The following is a 17,649-nucleotide window of genomic DNA, read 5'->3' on the forward strand; positions in this document are numbered from 1 at the left end:
CTGAACCCAGCATCGGATTCTCCAGCGGCACCCAGGTGCTCGAGGACGAGCGGGTCGTCACCGATCCCACCGAGCCGGGGGATCACGAGCGCTTCTCCCACTACGTCGACAAGCATCAACTCACCGAGGCGATGGTGATGGGCACGCCCGTCACGGCATTGTGCGGCAAGGTCTGGGTGCCCAGCCGGGCCCCGGAGAAGTTCCCGGTCTGCCCCGACTGCAAGGAGATCTGGGAGTCGCTCAAACCAGGCGGCAAGGGCGGCGACGGAAAAGGCGGGGACTCCGATTCATGACCGGACGGACACCTGAGCACTCGGCGTCCGTCCCCCTCTCGCCGGCCTATCCCGATCGGGCCGCGTGGGGCACCGCGCCGTCTTTGCGCGCGTGGCAGCACGCCGCGATGACGAAGTACTTCGACACCAACCCGCGCGACTTCCTCGCCGTGGCCACGCCCGGTGCCGGCAAGACCACGTTCGCGCTCAGCGTCGCGGCCGAACTCCTGGGGCGTCGCCAGGTCGACCGGGTGATCGTCGTCGCTCCCACCGAGCACCTCAAGGTGCAGTGGGCCGAGGCGGCTGCTCGCGCCGGCATCCCGCTCGACCCGACCTATTCCGCGGGTTCGGGCAAGACCTCCGGCGACTTCGTCGGCGTCGCGGTGACCTATGCCGGAGTCGCGGTGAACCCACTGGCGATGCGCATCCGCACCGAGCGCTTCAAAACCCTGGTCATCCTCGACGAGATCCACCACGCCGGCGACGCGCTGTCGTGGGGTGAGGGCGTACGTGAGGCGTTCCAGCCCGCGGCCCGCAGGCTGTCCCTGACCGGCACCCCGTTCCGCTCCGACATCAACCCGATCCCGTTCGTCACCTATGAGCGTGGGGGCGACGGCATCCCACGCTCACTCGCCGACTACACCTACGGCTACGCGCACGCCCTGGCCGATCACGTCGTACGCCCGGTCCTGTTCATGGCCTACTCCGGTGACCTGCAGTGGCGCACCCGAGCAGGCGACGAGATCGCGGCACGGCTCGGTGAGCCGCTGACCAAGGATCTGCTCGCCCAGGCGATGCGCACCGCGCTCGACCCCGGCGGGTCGTGGATGCCCGCGGTCTTGGAGGCCGCCGACCGACGGTTGACCGAAGTGCGCCGCCACGTCCCCGACGCCGGCGGGCTGGTGATCGCCACCGACCAGGATTCCGCCCGGGCGTACGCCGCGCTGCTGAAGAAGATCTCCGGCGAGGCGCCCACGATCGTGTTGTCGGACGAGAAGGGTGCGTCCAAGCGGATCGCCACCTTCGCGGACTCCGACAAGCGCTGGATGGTCGCGGTCCGGATGGTGTCGGAAGGCGTCGACGTGCCGCGCCTGGCCGTCGGTGTCTATGCCACGACCACGGCGACGCCTCTGTTCTTCGCCCAAGCGGTCGGGAGGTTCGTACGCTCCAGGTCTCGCGGTGAGACCGCCACCGTCTTCTTGCCGTCCGTGGCGAACCTGCTCGGCTTCGCGTCCGAGTTGGAGGCCGAGCGCGACCACGTGCTGGGTCGCCCGGTGCGCAACGAGGACGACATCTTCGCCGCCGAGAACGATCTGCTGGCGCGTGCCGAGGCGGGGGAGGGAGCCTCCGACGAGTTGGAGGGCCTGCCCTTCGAGGCTCTCGGCTCCAGCGCGACCTTCGACCACGTGCTCTATGACGGTGCCGCGTTCGGGCACGCCGGTGAGGTGCATGTGGGGTCTGAGGAGGAGATGGACTTCCTGGGCATCCCCGGCCTGCTCGAACCCGACCAGGTGCGGGAGCTCTTGTCACATCGTCAGGCCGAGCGAGCCAAGTCGACCAAACGCGAGACCCGGGCCGACGACGGGCCACGTGAGCTGGCGACACACGAACAGTTGGCCGTGTTGCGTCGCGAACTCAACGGGCTGGTCGCCGCCTGGCACCACCGCACCGGACAGGCGCACGGCATCACGCACGCGGCGTTACGCAAGCAGTGCGGCGGCCCGCCCGCCGCCGTCGCCAACGCCGATCAGCTGATGGCGCGGATCAACGCCGTGCGTGAATGGGCGGTCAAGAAGTCGGGCTGACCGAGGCCCTGGCCAACGGCAGCGTGCGGTGCGGGATCTGCGTGGCCAGCGCGATCACCGTGGTGGAGCGATCGATGCCCTCGTCATCGAGGACTTCGTCGATCACCCGCTGCAGGTCGGTGTTGGACCGCGCGACCACGCGACACCACATGTCGCCGTCGCCGGTGATCGTGTGCGATTCCAGCACCTCGGGGATCCGCTCCAGGTGCCGTCCGATCCGCTGGTGACCGCCTGCATCCGACGACCCCTGCCGGATCTCCAGGGTCAAGAACGCGGTCACCGGGAAGCCAAGGGCTTCGGGGTCCAGTCCGGGTCCCCAGTCGGTCACGACGCCCGTGGCCACCAACTTGTCCAGGCGCGCTTGCACGGTGCCGCGCGCGACCCCGAGACGGCGCGACGCCTCCAGCACGCCGATCCGCGGCTCGGCAGCGAAGAGATCGAGCAATCTGACATCCAAGTTGTCCATGAAGCCTCCTCGTGTTAGACAGATTGTGCACTGTTTCGAACTCTAGTTGCTCACCTTGCCCGGCAGGCGGCACGCTCGTGGTCATGACGATCGATATCGCCAGTTCTGGTGGCGCCCTGACCGTGGACGAGATGAAGGCCGACCTGTCCCTCGAACAACTCCGACAGCTCGTCGGGCTGGTGGAGTACGACGCCGACAACGACCCCTTCCCGGTGACCGGCTGGGACGCGATCACGTTCGTCGTCGGCAACGCCACCCAGGCCGCGCACTACTACGCGTCGGCTTGGGGGATGGAACTCGTCGCCTATGCCGGACCCGAGAACGGCATCCGCGACCACAAGTCGTACGTCTTGAAATCCGGTTCGATCAAGTTCGTCCTCAACGGTGCCGTCTCCCCCGACAGCCCCCTGATCGCCCACCACGCCAAGCACGGCGACGGCGTCGTGGACATCGCCTTGGAGGTTCCCGACGTCGACCAGTGCATCGCGCAGGCTCGCAAGGCCGGCGCCAGGGTCATCCGCGAGCCCGAGAACCTCACCGACGAGCACGGCACCGTACGGATCGGCGCCATCGCGACCTACGGCGAAACCCGGCACACGCTGGTGCAGCGCACCGTCGACGGGCAGACGTACGCCGGCCCCTATCTGCCGGGCTATGTCACCACCGCACCTCGTTGGACCAAACGCGACGGCGAGCCCAAGCGGCTCTTCCAGGCTCTCGACCACATCGTCGGCAATGTCGAACTCGGCCAGATGGATACCTGGGTCGACTTCTACAACCGCGTCATGGGCTTTGTGAACATGGCCGAGTTCATCGGCGACGACATCGCCACCGACTATTCGGCGCTGATGAGCAAGGTGGTCGCCAACGGCAACCACCGGGTGAAGTTCCCGCTCAACGAGCCGGCGATCGCGAAGAAGAAGTCGCAGATCGACGAATACCTGGAGTTCTATTCCGGTCCCGGCGCTCAGCACCTCGCACTGGCCACCGGCGACATCATCGCGACCGTCGACGCGTTGCGCGCCAATGGAGTCGAGTTCCTGAACACGCCCGACTCTTACTACGAGGACCCCGAGTTGCGCGCCCGCATCGGCGAGGTGCGGGTGCCGATCGAGGAGTTGCAAAAGCGCGGCATCCTGGTCGACCGCGACGAGGACGGCTACCTGCTCCAGATCTTCACCCAGCCGCTCGGTGACCGCCCGACGGTGTTCTTCGAGTTGATCGAGCGGCACGGTTCCCTCGGTTTCGGCAAGGGCAACTTCAAGGCCCTCTTCGAGGCGATCGAGCGTGAGCAGGACAAACGCGGGAACCTCTGAGACAGCCGTCAGTGGTAGGAAGGGCGGGTGCCGACCTACGTAGCCTTCCTGCGCGCCATCAACCTCGGCGCCAAGCGCAAGTTCCCCAAGGAGGCAATCATTCGGGCCACCGAGGCTGCGGGCGGTGCGGATGTCGAGACCTACATCAACACCGGCAATGTCCGCCTGACCCATTCGGCGCGCTCTGCCGCGAAGGTGCAGGCGGCGTTGGAGCAGGCGTACGAGGCCGAAGCGGGCTTCGAGGTGCCCACGATCGTCTTCACTACCGCGGATCTGGCGGCTCTGGTCGCGCGTGGGGAGGAACTGCACGAGGAGCACGATCCGCAGGGCAAGCACTATGTGACGCTCTTCGACCAGGCACCCACGGCGGCGAGCGCCCGCGCCGTGCACGAGTTGGACCTCCCCGGTGAGACTGGCGTGGTCGACGGGCGCGCGGCGTACGCCCTGCTCGACGGCGACATCCATACCTCGAAACTGCTCAGCGCCAAGGCGTTCACTGCGCTTGGTCAGGGCACCGCTCGCACCATGAAGGTGCTCACGACCGTGCGGGACAAGTGGTGCTGACTACTCGCCCCGAAACACCGGGTGTCGTTTCTCGCTGAAGGCCCGCATCCCCTCGGCGACATCGGCGGTACGTAGGAGCAGGGTCTGCCCGGTGCGTTCGCGCTCGAGTGCGTCGTGGAGTCCGTCCAGCGTCGCGGCGTTGATCGCACGCTTGGTGGCCGCCTGGGCCAGCGGTGCGCCCCGCAGCAGCTTGCGGGTCAGCGAGGCGACGGTGTCGTCGAAGTCGGCCTCGGACGCCAGATGACTGACCAGCCCTGCGTCGTACGCCTCGGAAGCGCTCATCGGCTCGCCCAGCAGCCCCATCCGCATGGCTCGGGCTCGCCCGATCGAAGCCGCGACGGTCGCGGTGGAACCTCCGTCCGGCATCAGGCCGATCCGCGCGAAAGCGAGCAGGAAGCCGGCCGACTCGCTCGCGACGACGATGTCCGCGGCCAACGCGACCGAAGCGCCCACTCCGGCCGCGATCCCGTTGACGGCCGCCAACACGGGCTTGTCGAGATTGACGACCGCTCGGATCATCCGGTTGGCGCGGTCGAGTGCGCGTACGTCGAAGTGCTCGTGCGCTTCGGCGCCGCCGACATCGGCGCCGGTCGAGAACGCCGGTCCGGTGCCGGTGATCACCACGACCCGCACCCGCTCGTCGGCCACCGCGCCCTCGACGAGGGTGCAGAACTCGGCCGACATCGCCTCGTCGAGTGCGTTGAACACCTCGGGCCGATTGAACCTGATCGTCAGGACTCCGTCGTCGACAGACGAGATCAACGAGGTCATCAGGCGATCTCCACACCCGCGTCGCGCATCTGGCCCACCGCCGCCTCGCCCGTCTCAGGCGCCACCGCCGCGCAGAGGTCGAGCAGCAGTGTGGTGTCGAATCCCTCGCGGCGCGCATCGAGGGCGGTCGCGCGTACGCAATAGTCCGTCGCGATCCCACACACCTCGACCTCGGTGACGTGTCGCTGGCGCAGCCAGTCGGCCAGGGCGCTGCCGTCGTCGCTGCGGCCCTGGAAACCCGAGTACGCCGCCTCGTGCTCACCCTTGGTGAACACCGCGTTGAACGGCCTGGGTTGAAGGTCGGGATGGAATTCGTTGCCGCGCGTGCCGACCTCGCAGTGCACCGGCCAGGAGTCCTTGAAGTCGGGCTGGTCCGACCAATGCGAACCCGGGTCGATGTGGTGATCCTTGGTGGCGATCACGAAGTCGTACGCCCGCCCGCCGGCGGAATGCTGAGCCAACAGGTCACCGATCGTCGCCGCGACGCGGGCTCCGCCCGTGACCGGGAGCGATCCGCCCTCGCAGAAGTCGTTTTGGACATCGACCACGATCAGTGCGCGTGCCATGGAGTCGAGCCTATGACGTCGTCGCAATCTGACCGAGTGGGCACTCGGCGACGTCTTCAGGGGCTCAGCACGCCTCCGACTGCCCACTCGCTGGGCCGAGGCGCTCGGATAGCCGGGTCACGCCTGCGGGAGTGAAACAGGACTGACGCAAGAGTTCGTGCCACTCCCTGATGCGCGAGGGGTCATGCGGGCGTCCCAGGGCCACGTCGATGTCGCGAAGGATGGTGATCGCCTGATGCAGCACGTCGTCGGAGGTGTATCCCCGCCGCTTCCAGTCGGCGTGCCCGAGCCGGCGTTCACGCTTGCGGTCCTTGCGGTACTGCGATCGCTCGAAGTGTCCGCTGCCATCCATCTCGTGCAGATCCTGTGTCCCGACGAGGAAGAGATCACCGCGCGCGACGAAGTTGCCCTCCGCGTCAGTCACCTCGAACTGGGGGATGGTTGCGGCATCGACGCAGCGATGGAGTTCGCGCAGCAGCACCTCATAGACGGATTCGGCACGGTGGTCAGAGCGTGACGCCGCGAGCGCGAGCGCGCGACCGCCCCGGTGTCGCCCGCCCAGCCCCGCGACTTCCTCGTCCGCAAGGTCTCTCGACCGTCGTGCAGAGTCGATCAAGCAGGTCAGATCGAGCACACTGAGATCGCGAGCACAGTCGGTGAGCACAGCCGCGGGTGATGCCACCCGGACCCCGTCGATCTTCGTGACGTTCCCCGGCTCGGACTTGCGGATGGCGACGAGGTTGGGTCGACGGATCCGCGTCCTGCGGCCTGACGACACGAAGAGTGGCAACCGCTCGGGAAGTGGCGGCAGCCACCACTCGCGGAGTCGAGCCGCTGTGAGGTGGGTGAAGTGAACGTCCCCCGGCAACACCATCTGCAGCGCGCGAAGCGTGGCTCGGAACTCGTCATCGCAATCAGCCGATCGCGCCGCGCCGCGAGTCACCCGGACCCAGTCCGCGGGCAGCCGCTGACCACGCTTGGTGCGGCGGAGCTCGTACGACTGGCTGGACACCTCTCCAGCGTGTCGGGTCGAGAGCGGACCGGCCACCGCTCGCGGAGAACCTGTGGATGACCGGTGCCGACTGCCGGCCTGTGGACAACAAGTGGCGCGCCCCTGGCAACGAGTGGGCAGTTGGCGACGGCTCTGAGTCGTCGGGACGTCTCCCACTGCCCACTCGCGGCCCGCTCGCCCAGGGTCGGCGCCAGGGTCACTCGCCCAGATGCACCGTCGGGATCACCGGCTCGCCCGCCGACATCATCTCGATCGCGCGGGGGAGTTCGGCGCGACAGGCCGTGTGTCGCTCCCGAGCGGCCGACAACGGCTCTCGCCCGACGATCTCGCCGTCACGGACCAGCGGCACCAACAGCGTCCGGTCGTCCCCGTCGTCCACCGGCGGCTCGCCGATCCCGATCACCTCGGCTTCGGCGACGCCGGTCGCCGACCGCCGTCGCAACGCGAACTTCCGGCCGCCGATCGACAACTTGTCCTTGGACTTCTTCGCCACCGACACCATCGAGCCGTCGTCAGCCGAGCGGGCCACCAGCTTGTAGACGAAGCCGCTCGTCGGATGACCAGATCCCGTCACCAACTGGGTGCCGACCCCATAAGCGTCGACCGGCGCCACCCGCAGGCCGGCGATCGCGTACTCGTCCAGATCCGACGTCACCACGATCCGGGTCGAGGTCGCGCCGAGCGAGTCGAGTTGCTCGCGTACGTCTCGCGCCGTCGCCGCCAGGTCGCCCGAGTCGAGTCGCACCGCGCCGAGCGAGGTGCCCGCGATCTCGACCCCGGCCCGCACCGCCGCCGCGACGTCGTAGGTGTCGACCAGCAAGGTGGTGCCTACGCCCAACGACTCGACCTGTGCGCGAAACGCGTCAGTCTCGCTGTCGTGCAGCAGCGTGAACGAGTGCGCGGATGTGCCGGCCGTCGGCACCCCATAGCGCTGGCGCGCGGCCAGATTGGAGGTGGTGGCGAAACCACACACGTACGCCGCGCGGGCCGCCGCGACGGCCGCCTCCTCGTGCGTACGCCGAGAGCCCATCTCGATGCACGGCCGATCACCGGCCATCAGCGTCATCCGGGAGGCCGCGGAGGCGATCGCAGAGTCGTGGTTGTAGATCGACAACAGCAACGTCTCCAGCACGACGGCTTCGGCGAAGGTGCCCTCCACGACGAGGAGGGGGGAGTGCGGGAAATACATGTCGCCCTCGGGATAGCCCCAGATGTCGCCGGTGAACTCGTAGTCGGCCAGCCAGGCCAGCGTCTCCTCGTTGACCACGCCACCCTCGTCGAGCACCCCGAGCACCTCGTCGTCGAAGGTGAAACGCTCCAGCGCGTCCAGCGCGCGACCGACACCCGCGACCACGCCGTAGCGCCTTCCCGGCGGCAGGCGTCGCGCGAACAGTTCGAAGACGGAGCGCCGCCCCGCCGTGCCGTTGGCCAGTGCGGCCTGCAGCATCGTGAGTTCGTAGTGATCGGTGAGCAACGCCGTGGAGGTCACCGGTCAACCTTCGCACGGTCTGGGGGCTGTGCGGGTGCTGTGTCACGATGGCCCCGTGTCTGCAGCCAGTCCCGTCGAGGTCGAGCCGGACCTGACTCCCGACGAGATCACCCACCTGGCCAAACCGTGGGTGACGATCGTGTGGAACGACCCGGTCAACCTGATGTCGTACGTCTCCTTCGTCTTCCAGAAGTACTTCGGCTACGACAAGACCAAGGCCGAGAAGTTGATGCTTGAGGTGCACCACGACGGCCGCTCGGTGGTGTCGACCGGCACTCGTGAGGAGATGGAACGCGACGTGCAGGCGATGCACGAGTACGGCCTGTGGGCGACCATGGAGAAGGCGTCGTGACCGGGTTTCGGCGCCGGCGCAAGACCCGGACGATCGTGATCGAACTCAACGGGTTCGAAGCCGACCTGTTGCGGTCGTTGGCCGGTCAACTCGTCGAGTTGCTCAGCAACGAGCGGGCCGTACCGGACGATTCGGTCGATCCGCTGGAGGCGATGTTCAACTTCGACGGCCCGACGACAGAGCCGGAGGATCCGGTGCTGGCCCGGCTCTTCCCCACGGCGTACGTCGACGACGAGGATGCCGCAGCCGACTTCCGCAGGTTCACCGAACTCGGCCTTCGCGACAGCAAGTCGGGCGCCGCCGCGGCGATCATCGACGATCTGGAGCAGGCCGGACTGCCGCCGATCCTGGAACAGGACGGGCTGGAGATCGACGTCGAACTCGACGAGGCTCGCGCCGAGTTGTGGTTGCGCTCGTTTACCGACGTACGCCTGGCGCTGGCCACCCGACTCGGTGTCGAGGAAGGCGACGAGGAGCGGTGGATCGCGATGTCGGACGACGACCCGCGCTCGCAGGCCCACGACATCTACGAGTGGGTCGGCTACCTGCAGGAGACCCTGGTCCACGCGCTGATGTCGTGAGATTGTCCACGCCCACGCCCTGAGCCAAGGGCTGTCCGGCTCTCGGACTAGCCTTGTCTGGTGCTCACGATCGACAAGGCCGCGTACGACGCCATCGTCGCCCACGCCCGCCGTGATCACCCCGACGAGGCCTGCGGCATCATCGCCGGACCCGAGGGCTCGGATCGTCCCGAGCGGGTCGTCGAGATGATCAACGCGGCTGGCAGCCCGACCTTCTACGAGTTCGACTCGACGGAGTTGCTCGCGCTGTACAAGGACATGTGGGCTCGCGACGAGGAGCCGGTGGTCATCTACCACTCCCACACCGCCACCGAGGCCTACCCCAGTCGCACCGACATCGGCCTGGCCAGCGAGCCGGGCGCGCACTATGTGCTGGTCAGCACACGCGACTGCGGGAATAACGAGGGCCCAGTCGAGTTTCGCTCATATCGGATCGTGGACGGCGAAGTGACCGAAGAACCGGTCAATCTCGTCGCCCGGCTCGATCCCCGCTAGCAGCAGTCACACAACGAGGAGTCAACCCATGGCCGTCGAGGTCCGCATCCCCACGATCCTGCGTCAGTACACCGGCAACGAGAAGGCCGTCGAGGCGACGGGCGACACGCTCACCAGCCTCATCGACAACCTGGAAGCCAACCACGCAGGCATCAAGGACCGTCTCGTCGAGACCAAGGCCGACGGCTCGCTCGACCTGCGTCGCTTCGTCAACATCTACATCAACGACGAGGACGTACGTTTCCTCGGCGGGCTCGAAGCCCCGGTCGCGGACGGCGACCAGATCGTCGTACTCCCGGCCGTCGCCGGCGGCGCTCGCTGACCGCTGCCGCCACTAGGCGCAGCCCATCCCCATGAGGTACGACGGCCTGCTCTCCTCGGTCGGCAACACGCCGCTCGTGGGGCTGCCCACGCTCTCCCCACGCTGGGAGGGCGGTGCCGACGCGCCGGCCGTACGTGTCTGGGCCAAGCTGGAGGACCGCAATCCGACCGGCTCCATCAAGGACCGCCCGGCCCTGAAGATGATCGAGTTGGCAGAGGAGCGCGGCGAGATCCGGCCCGGGTGCACGCTGCTGGAGCCGACGTCGGGAAACACCGGCATCTCACTGGCGATGGCGGCCAAGCTCAAGGGCTATCGCCTGGTGTGCGTGATGCCGGAGAACACGTCGGAGGAACGCCGCCAACTGCTGCGGATGTGGGGGGCGGAGATCGTGTCCTCTCCTGCTGCGGGTGGTTCCAACGAGGCCGTACGTGTCGCCAAGCAGATCGCGGCCGATCACCCCGACTGGCAGATGCTGTACCAGTACGGCAACCCCGCCAATGCGCTCGCGCACTATGAGGGCACCGGTCCGGAGTTGCTCAAAGACCTGCCCGAGATCACCCACTTCGTCGCCGGGCTCGGCACCACCGGCACTTTGATGGGGGTCGGGCGCTTCTTCCGCGAGCAGAAGCCGGACGTACGCATCGTGGCCGCCGAGCCGCGCTATGGCGAGTTGGTCTACGGCCTGCGCAACCTCGACGAGGGCTTCGTCCCCGAGCTTTATGACGAGACCCTGATCGACACCCGCTTCAGCGTCGGTCCGCGTGATGCGGTGCGACGGGTCCGGGAGTTGCTGGAGTCCGAGGGGATCTTCGCGGGCGTCTCGACCGGCGCCATCCTGCATGCGGCGCTCGGTCAGGCGGCCAAGGCGGTCAAGGCGGGCGAGGGGGCCGACATCGCCTTCGTGGTGGCCGATGCGGGCTGGAAATATCTGTCCACCGGTGCGTACGAAGGCACGGTCGACGAGGCCGAGGACCGGCTCGAAGGCCAGTTGTGGGCCTGAGTGCCTATCCTGCTCGCGTGCGACGGGGACTGGTGCTGCTCATCTCGGCGATCATGGCGCTGACGGCGTGGTGCGCCCCCGCGTGGGCGACCCCGAACGGCACCCTCGTGACGCCGCCTGTGATCACCGGCGCGGCGACCTTCCGCGAGATCCTCACCGTGACCCCGGGCGTGTGGGATACCCCGCCCCTGGCGGCCACCTACCAATGGCACCGCGACGGCATGCCGATCGCGGGCGCGACCACCTCGCGTTATCGGCTCGGCCTCGACGACATCGGGCACGTCCTCACCGTGGTGGAGTCGGTATCCGACGCGACGGGCACGTTCACCGCAATGGCGACGCCGACCGACCCGGTCGCGCGCGCGACCTTCGAGGTCACCCGCAACCCCAAGGTGGCTGGTGACTTCCGCTTCGCGCAGACGCTGAGGATCGCCGTACGCGGCAAGGTGAGCCCCAAAGCCGACTCGGTCAAGGTCCGGTGGCGACGTGACGGGGACGTGGTGAGCCGCAAGGGCCGTTACCGCCTCGGCGTCGAGGACGTCGGCGCGTTCGTGTCGCTGGCGGTGACCTTCCGCCGTCGTGGCTTCGTGCCGCTGACGCTGGAGCGCGGCGAGGTGGTGCAGCACCGTGTCGGCGTACGTCGTCGGTTCACCTATTCGGTGCAGACACGCGGGCGCGTCCGCGCTGGTCTCGCGACGTTCAAGCAGCAGGCCCAGCAGACCTTCGACCACCCGCTCGGCTGGCGCGGAGCCGGTTTCTCGTTCCGTCGAGTCCCCCGAGGCGGTGACTTCACCCTGGTGCTCTCGACGGCGCCGATGGTGCCGTCTTTCTCGTCGGGGTGCTCGTCGACGTGGAGTTGCCGAGTCGGGCGCTATGTGATCATCAACGAGACCCGCTGGCTGCACGCATCTCCGGCGTGGAACGGTGCTCGACGCAGCGTGCGCGATTACCGCCACATGGTGGTCAACCACGAAACCGGTCACTGGCTCGGCCATGGGCACGCCTACTGCCGCGGGCGTGGCCCGGCTCCGGTGATGATGCAGCAGTCAAAGGGCACGGGGGGATGTTCCTTCAATCCGTGGCCGCTGCCATCGGAGCGCTGGGCCCGCAGGTAGCCCGTCCACCGCAGGCGTACGGGTCTGGTCGCCGCCAAACGGCAGGCTTATCGTGGCCCCCAACACCGGCACAGCGGCACCCACGCGAAGGAACGAACGTGCGCGAGATCGTGGTCTTCACCGGCAGCGCCCACCGGCGCCTGGCGCGAGACATCTGCACCGAACTGGGCGTCGAACTCGCCGCGGTCGAGATCAGCAGATTCAGCAACGACTGCTTGCAGGCACAGTTGCAGGCGAACTGCCGCCAGCGCGATGTCTACGTCGTCCAGCCGCTGGTGCCGCCGACCCAGGAGCACCTGATGGAGTTGCTGCTGATGATCGACGCCGCGCGTGGTGCCAGCGCGGACAAGATCACGGCCGTGATCCCGCACTATGCGTACGCCCGCTCGGACAAGAAGGACGCCAGTCGCATCTCGCTCGGGGGGCGTCTGGTGGCCGACCTGTTGCAGGCCTCGGGCGTGCATCGCGTGATCACCATGACGCTGCATGCGCCGCAGGTGCACGGCTTCTTCTCGGTGCCGGTGGACCAACTCACCGCGCTCGGCGTGCTGGCTGAGCACTACCTGGACCAGGACCTGTCCGATTGTGTGGTGGTGTCGCCCGACCTGGGAAACGCCAAGACCGCCACTCAGTTCGCGCGCCTGCTGGGCCTGCCCGTCGCGGCGGGATCAAAGCGCCGCCTGGCCGACGATCGGGTGGTGATCGATTCGATCGTCGGGGATGTCCGCGGCAAGCGGGCGATCGTGCTCGACGACGAGATCGCCACCGGTGGCTCGATCGTCGAACTGCTCGACCGGCTGCGCGACGAGGGCTGCACCAGCGCCTCGGTGGCGTGTACGCATGGCCTGTTCGTGGGCAAGGCCGTCGAGCGGTTGCGCGACCACCCGATGATTACGGAGGTCGTCACGACCGACACCGTCCCGGCGCCGCTCGACTGGCCCGAGCTCAAGGTGCGGTCGGTCGCTGCTCTGTTCGGTCAGGCGATCGCGCGGGTGCACGCGGGCGAGTCGATCAGCAGCCTCTTCGACGGTGTGGACCCCTCATTGGGCCCGCCCCAGCCCAAGCTTCTGGGACTGATCAGGGAGCCTCGAAGACGTTGAGGTCCTGCTTGACGTTGAGCTGACTGCCCTTGATGGCAGGCAGCCCGAGCGCCTGCAACGCCAGGTTGGCGACCATGGTGTTGCGCACAGGTTGGCGGGTGGGACCGTACGACGGCCGTCGTGTGCCCGGATCACGATTGGCGGGACTGATCTCATAGAGGTCGGCGCCCCGCGGGACGTCGGGGCCGCGTACGAGGAACGGGATGCGGTAGTTGGCCAAGCGATCCGCCTGCCCGTGCAGTCTGCCCACACCGCCGTGGTCGGCGGTCACGATGACCAGGGTGTCGTCGACCTCGTCGGCCTCCTTGAGCGCCTCGAGGATGATGCCGAGGTTGGTGTCGGCGGCTCGTACGGCGCGAAGGTAGGGCCTGCTCATCCACCCGCGCGCGTGCCCGGCCACGTCCGGCCCACTGAGGTGGACGAAGGTGAAGTCGCGGTCGGTCCGGATGAGGTCCAGGGCGACGTCGTCGGCCAGTGCACGGTTGTCCAACTCGATCGTGGTGTTCTTGAGCCCGGCAGGCCACGAACGCTGCCACAGCGAGAACTTCGTCTTCGACGCGAACAGCGCGGTCGTAAGCTCCGCCGCGATCACATCGGAGAACACCGAGCCGACCGGTCCGCCCGCCGCGGCCTGGACCGTGGCCGGCGTCGGGCGGTCGTCGTTCCAGGTGACCCCGTGGCCACCGTCGGCGGCGTTGATCCGGCGACTGGTGACCATGCCGGTGTGATTGGGCAGGGTCACCGTCATCTCGTACGACGTGCGCGCGTTGAGCGTCGACGCCCCTTGGCGGCGCAGCCGGTGCAGCACGGGAGTGCCTTTGCGCCCCAACTTGTCCAGGGCGAGCGGGTTGAGACCATCGATGCTCACGACGAGAACCTGATCGACTCCGTGCGGGCCGGGCGCGAGCGCGGACTTGGCGGAGGCGGGAGTGGTCGGGGGCGTGCTCCCACACGCGAAACTGAGCATGGTGAGCACGAGCAGGGCACACACCCTGGACAACAGTTGACGCGTACGACTCACCATGGCGCCCACACTAGCCTCGACGTTTCGTGAGCCCTGCTGAGCAGCTGGTTCTCGATGGAAGCCGGCCGGGTTGGATGAAGGGCGTGTCTGGCCCCCGGCGCTGTGGCCGCCGGTTCTCCGGTTCCTGGTCGATGGGTTGGGGGTCTTGGCCGTCAGGCGGTGTGGAGCGTGGTCCAGCCGGTGTCGATGAGCTCGGCTCCAGGGCCAGTCCCTGGGGAGTCGTAGGCGTCTTCGGCGGCCGGTGCGGATGATGCGTCCGGCGACGGCGAGGAGCCGGAAGCGGAGTCGTTTGGGCTCCCACCGCCGGGCGGGTTCATGCTCGTCGAAGGCGAGGGTCTGGGTCCAGGCGAGGAGATCGGCGGCGAGTGCGACGACCTCGAGCCAGATTCGGTTCTTGGCGTAGTCGTGGAAGGGAAGGTTCCGCAGCCCGGTGTCTTTCAGGCCGCGGATCCGGTCCTCGCAGCGGGCGCGTTGGCGGTGGCGGACCTCGAGCGCGGCCAGGGTCCAGCCGGGCCCTTTGGTGTTGGTCGCGAAGCAGGTGATGCGCCACCCGTTGTGGTCGGTTAGTCGCAGCTGGGCGCCGGGGTGGGGGCGTTCGCGGCGGGCGATGACCCGCATCCCGAGCGGCCAGTCCTTCGGGCCGGGGCGGCTGGACCGTGTCGGGGTCGGCATCCAGGCAGTGAGCTCGGCGACCTGAGCGCCGTCGCGAGGCTCACCGTCACCATCGACCGCGGATCGCCAGGCTTGTTCGGGGATGGCTTCGATGGCTGCTTTGACGGTGTCTTGGGCCTGGAAACCGATCGAGTACTCCAGACCGGCGTCGGTGATGTGGTGGAGGAACACCTTCGAGCAGGCGCCGGTATCGGCGCGGACCAGCACCTGCTGTTGCTCGCCATCGGGGAGCTGGGCCAGCGCGGCCTCGAGCGTGGCGAGGTGGTCCGCGCTATTCCAGGGCGAGGCCTTCCCGGGCCGCAGATCGATCGCCAGCGGTTCGCCGGTGCCGTGCTGGCCGTGGTCGACGAAGGTGCACATCGGGGCGAACCCGAACCCGCGCTTGAAGGTCGGCTCGGCGCCTTCCTTGTCCGAGTGCGCGGTGACCAGGGTGGCGTCGATGTCCACGATCACCTGACTACCCGGCGTACCGGCCAGCGGGCGACGGCGTGCCCAGACCGCCGCGCGCGCCTGGGCCCGCACGTCCCGGATCGCGGCCACCGCGTCGTCCACGTCCGCAGCGAGGGCTGCAAAGACCCGCGAGACGGTCGGGTCGGAAGCGACCGCCCCGAACAACTCGGGCTGGGCACGGATCACGGCGACATCGGCAAGACAATCCCCGCCAAGCGCGACCGCGGTCGCCACGTCGAGCAAGACCTTGCCCGGGTCATGCTCAGCCCGTGCTGGGCGCCACGGCGCAAGCGCCCGGGAGAGTCCCCGGCCCAGGCCGGTGACACCGGACGCCTCCTTGAGCAGCAGCGCCCCGCAGGAGGAGATCAGCGACTCGCGGACGGGATCGAGAACCAGATTGGGGACACGGCTACGCTTCACCTACGGAGTGCCTTTCCGCTAGCGATTCTTGGACTGTCGCAAGAACAAGAATCCCAAGCAGGACAGGCACTTCCGTGCTTTCAGCCCCGGTGTCGCCAGATCACTCGTGAAATCCCGAGGCTAGGCCGTGTAGTTCACGTGGCGCGGAACGGCGTGACCACGATCTCGCATCCGTCGACACGCGCGAGCGCAGATCGGGCCCTAGGCTTGGGGGATGCCCGCCACCCACGATCCGGAGTCGCCGATCGGCATCTTCGAACTCTGGGTTCGGTGGCCTGACGGTGGCGCGATCGGTGATCGACCAGTTGCCGCACGAGTCGATCGTCTATGTCGGCGACACGGCGCGACAGCCCTATGGTCCGCGCCCGATCGGGCAGGTGCGGGAGTACGCCCTCGAGTGTGTCGATCACCTCGTCGAGCGCGGAGTGAAGGCCGTGGTCATCGCGTGCAACTCCGCCTCGTCGGCGATGCTGCGTGATGCCCGCGAACGTTACGACGTGCCCGTCATCGAGGTGATCCTGCCCGCCGCCCGCCGCGCGGTCGCGGCCACTCGCCACGGTCGGATCGGGGTCATCGGTACGCAAGCGACCGTGGACTCGATGTCGTACGAGGACGCGTTCGCCGCAGCTCCGCACCTCACGGTCACGACCCGGGCATGTCCGCGCTTCGTCGACTTCGTGGAAGCGGGGGTGACCGGTGGTGACGAACTCCTGGCCGTCGCCCACGAATACCTCGACCCGCTCACCGAGGCCGGGGTCGACACCTTGATCCTCGGCTGCACGCACTATCCACTGCTTACCGGCGTCATCTCCTATGTGATGGGGGAGCAGGTCACGCTGGTGTCCTCGGCGGAGGAGTGCGCCAAGGACGTCTACCGGACCCTGGCACGGCACCAGTTGATGCGCCACGAGGGTGACCCGGCGTACGAGTTCGTCACCACCGGCGAGCCCGATGCGTTCTCGGCGACCGGTCGGCGTTTCCTCGGCCCCGAGTTGGCGTTCGCGTCCCAGTTCGCCGCGGGGGTGGCGCGATGAGGCTGACGGTGGTGGGCTGCTCAGGGTCGTACGCCGGGCCTGCCTCGCCCGCCTCGTGCTATCTGGTGGAACAGGAGCACGCCGGACGGACGTGGCGCCTCGTGCTCGACCTCGGCAACGGCGCCCTCGGCGCACTGCACCGCCATGCCGACCCGCTCGCGATCGACGCGGTCGCGCTGAGTCACCTGCACGCGGATCACTGCCTCGACTTCACCGGCTACTACGTATTGCGCAAGTACCACCCCTCCGGGCCGCAGCCGCGTCTCACCGTCTGGGGCCCGCACGGCACCGCGGCGCGGCTCGCCCGGGCGTACGACCTGCGGCCCGACCCCGGCATGACCGGCGAATTCGATTTCCGGGTCTATGGCGACGAGCCGATCGAGGTCGGTCCCTTCTCGATCCAGGCCTTCCAGGTCGCCCATCCCGTCCCGGCGTACGCCCTGCGCGTCACCGCCGGCGGCCGCACCCTGGCCTATTCAGGTGACAGCGGCGTCTGCGAGGGACTCGACGCTGCCGCGCGGGAGTGTGATCTGTTCTTGTGCGAGGCGTCCTTCCGGGAGCGCGACGACAATCCCCCCGATCTGCACCTCACCGGTCGCGAGGCTGCTGCGACGGCGACCGCGGCACGGGCCAAGCGGCTGCTGCTGACCCATGTGCCCGCCTGGCACGACGCTGAGGAGATCCTCGCCGAGGCGCGCCCGCACTTCGTCGGCCCGCTGGCGTTGGCCCAGCCGGGGGAGTCCTACGACCTCTGAGGGGTAGTCCAGTGCGAAATGGTCGTGAATTAGCGTTCGCGACGACCATTTCGCACTGGACTACCCCT

The 17,649-nt window shown here is 68.1% G+C and carries 18 protein-coding genes and 2 pseudogenes; 13 read left to right on the plus strand and 7 right to left on the minus strand.

The genetic code is table 11. From position 1 onward, the window contains the following. Positions 1-11: 11 nt before the first annotated feature. Positions 12-293 (plus strand): DUF3039 domain-containing protein, encoded by a 282-nt coding sequence (locus V9G04_15660; GenBank protein MEI2714683.1) that lies wholly within the window; start codon positions 12-14, stop codon positions 291-293. Then, positions 290-2,077 (plus strand): DEAD/DEAH box helicase, encoded by a 1,788-nt coding sequence (locus V9G04_15665; protein MEI2714684.1) that lies wholly within the window; start codon positions 290-292, stop codon positions 2,075-2,077. The genes V9G04_15660 and V9G04_15665 overlap by 4 nt, the downstream gene beginning before the upstream one ends. Here V9G04_15665 and V9G04_15670 read toward each other — a convergent pair. Beyond that, positions 2,061-2,543 carry an Lrp/AsnC family transcriptional regulator gene (locus V9G04_15670; protein ID MEI2714685.1) on the minus strand — a complete coding sequence of 161 codons (483 nt, stop codon included), beginning with the start codon at positions 2,541-2,543 and terminating at the stop codon, positions 2,061-2,063. The genes V9G04_15665 and V9G04_15670 overlap by 17 nt on opposite strands. 83 nt (positions 2,544-2,626) lie before the next feature. Here V9G04_15670 and hppD point away from each other — a divergent pair, with 83 nt between their 5' ends. Together hppD and V9G04_15680 are read left to right on the plus strand one after the other, a co-directional pair. Further along, positions 2,627-3,859, plus strand: coding sequence for a 4-hydroxyphenylpyruvate dioxygenase (gene hppD / locus V9G04_15675; GenBank protein MEI2714686.1), 1,233 nt, complete (start codon positions 2,627-2,629; stop codon positions 3,857-3,859). A gap of 27 nt (positions 3,860-3,886) precedes the next feature. Then, positions 3,887-4,423, plus strand: coding sequence for a DUF1697 domain-containing protein (locus V9G04_15680; GenBank protein MEI2714687.1), 537 nt, complete (start codon positions 3,887-3,889; stop codon positions 4,421-4,423). On the opposite strand, the gene V9G04_15685 is transcribed toward V9G04_15680, so the two are convergent. The 4 genes from V9G04_15685 to V9G04_15700 all read right to left on the minus strand — a co-directional run bounded on the left by V9G04_15685 (position 4,424) and on the right by V9G04_15700 (position 8,261). Further along, the gene (locus V9G04_15685) at positions 4,424-5,194 is read right to left on the minus strand and encodes an enoyl-CoA hydratase (GenBank protein MEI2714688.1); all 771 of its coding nucleotides are present in this window, start codon (positions 5,192-5,194) and stop codon (positions 4,424-4,426) included. After that, complete coding sequence (locus V9G04_15690; GenBank protein ID MEI2714689.1) at positions 5,194-5,760, minus strand: nicotinamidase; 567 nt, start codon at positions 5,758-5,760, stop codon at positions 5,194-5,196. Before V9G04_15690 ends, V9G04_15685 begins: the two co-directional genes overlap by 1 nt. Positions 5,761-5,824: 64 nt before the next feature. Next, positions 5,825-6,772 (minus strand): hypothetical protein, encoded by a 948-nt coding sequence (locus V9G04_15695; protein MEI2714690.1) that lies wholly within the window; start codon positions 6,770-6,772, stop codon positions 5,825-5,827. A gap of 196 nt (positions 6,773-6,968) precedes the next feature. Continuing rightward, positions 6,969-8,261, minus strand: coding sequence for a nicotinate phosphoribosyltransferase (locus tag V9G04_15700; GenBank protein ID MEI2714691.1), 1,293 nt, complete (start codon positions 8,259-8,261; stop codon positions 6,969-6,971). 55 nt (positions 8,262-8,316) lie between these two features. Here V9G04_15700 and clpS point away from each other — a divergent pair, with 55 nt between their 5' ends. The 7 genes from clpS (at position 8,317) to V9G04_15735 (ending at position 13,226) form a co-directional block, all read left to right on the plus strand. Then, the gene (gene clpS, locus V9G04_15705; protein ID MEI2714692.1) at positions 8,317-8,613 is read left to right on the plus strand and encodes an ATP-dependent Clp protease adapter ClpS; all 297 of its coding nucleotides are present in this window, start codon (positions 8,317-8,319) and stop codon (positions 8,611-8,613) included. Then, positions 8,610-9,194 (plus strand): DUF2017 domain-containing protein, encoded by a 585-nt coding sequence (locus V9G04_15710; protein ID MEI2714693.1) that lies wholly within the window; start codon positions 8,610-8,612, stop codon positions 9,192-9,194. The genes clpS and V9G04_15710 overlap by 4 nt, the downstream gene beginning before the upstream one ends. 60 nt (positions 9,195-9,254) lie before the next feature. Then, positions 9,255-9,689 (plus strand): M67 family metallopeptidase, encoded by a 435-nt coding sequence (locus V9G04_15715; protein ID MEI2714694.1) that lies wholly within the window; start codon positions 9,255-9,257, stop codon positions 9,687-9,689. A gap of 28 nt (positions 9,690-9,717) precedes the next feature. After that, positions 9,718-10,011: a MoaD/ThiS family protein gene (locus tag V9G04_15720; protein MEI2714695.1), complete on the plus strand. Its 294-nt coding sequence runs from the start codon at positions 9,718-9,720 to the stop codon at positions 10,009-10,011. Between the two features lie 31 nt (positions 10,012-10,042). Continuing rightward, positions 10,043-11,011, plus strand: a complete 969-nt coding sequence (locus V9G04_15725; GenBank protein MEI2714696.1) for a cysteine synthase — start codon at positions 10,043-10,045, stop codon at positions 11,009-11,011. Between the two features lie 17 nt (positions 11,012-11,028). Then, positions 11,029-12,126, plus strand: coding sequence for a DUF3152 domain-containing protein (locus tag V9G04_15730; GenBank protein ID MEI2714697.1), 1,098 nt, complete (start codon positions 11,029-11,031; stop codon positions 12,124-12,126). Between the two features lie 98 nt (positions 12,127-12,224). Then, entirely contained in the window at positions 12,225-13,226 is a 1,002-nt protein-coding gene (locus V9G04_15735) for a ribose-phosphate diphosphokinase (protein ID MEI2714698.1), read from the plus strand. Here V9G04_15735 and V9G04_15740 read toward each other — a convergent pair. After that, entirely contained in the window at positions 13,204-14,250 is a 1,047-nt protein-coding gene (locus V9G04_15740; GenBank protein MEI2714699.1) for an alkaline phosphatase family protein, read from the minus strand. The two genes, V9G04_15735 and V9G04_15740, sit on opposite strands and share 23 nt — an antisense overlap. 152 nt (positions 14,251-14,402) lie before the next feature. After that, positions 14,403-15,792, minus strand: a pseudogene (locus tag V9G04_15745) (IS1380 family transposase). Positions 15,793-16,006: 214 nt separating this feature from the next. On the opposite strand from V9G04_15745, the pseudogene murI reads away from it, so the two are divergent. Next, positions 16,007-16,826, plus strand: a pseudogene (gene murI, locus V9G04_15750) (glutamate racemase). Next, positions 16,823-17,581: an MBL fold metallo-hydrolase gene (locus tag V9G04_15755; protein ID MEI2714700.1), complete on the plus strand. Its 759-nt coding sequence runs from the start codon at positions 16,823-16,825 to the stop codon at positions 17,579-17,581. The pseudogene murI and the gene V9G04_15755 overlap by 4 nt, the downstream one beginning before the upstream one ends. Positions 17,582-17,649: the final 68 nt, after the last annotated feature.

Source organism: Nocardioides sp. (assembly GCA_037045645.1).
Taxonomy (GTDB): Bacteria; Actinomycetota; Actinomycetes; order Propionibacteriales; family Nocardioidaceae; genus Nocardioides.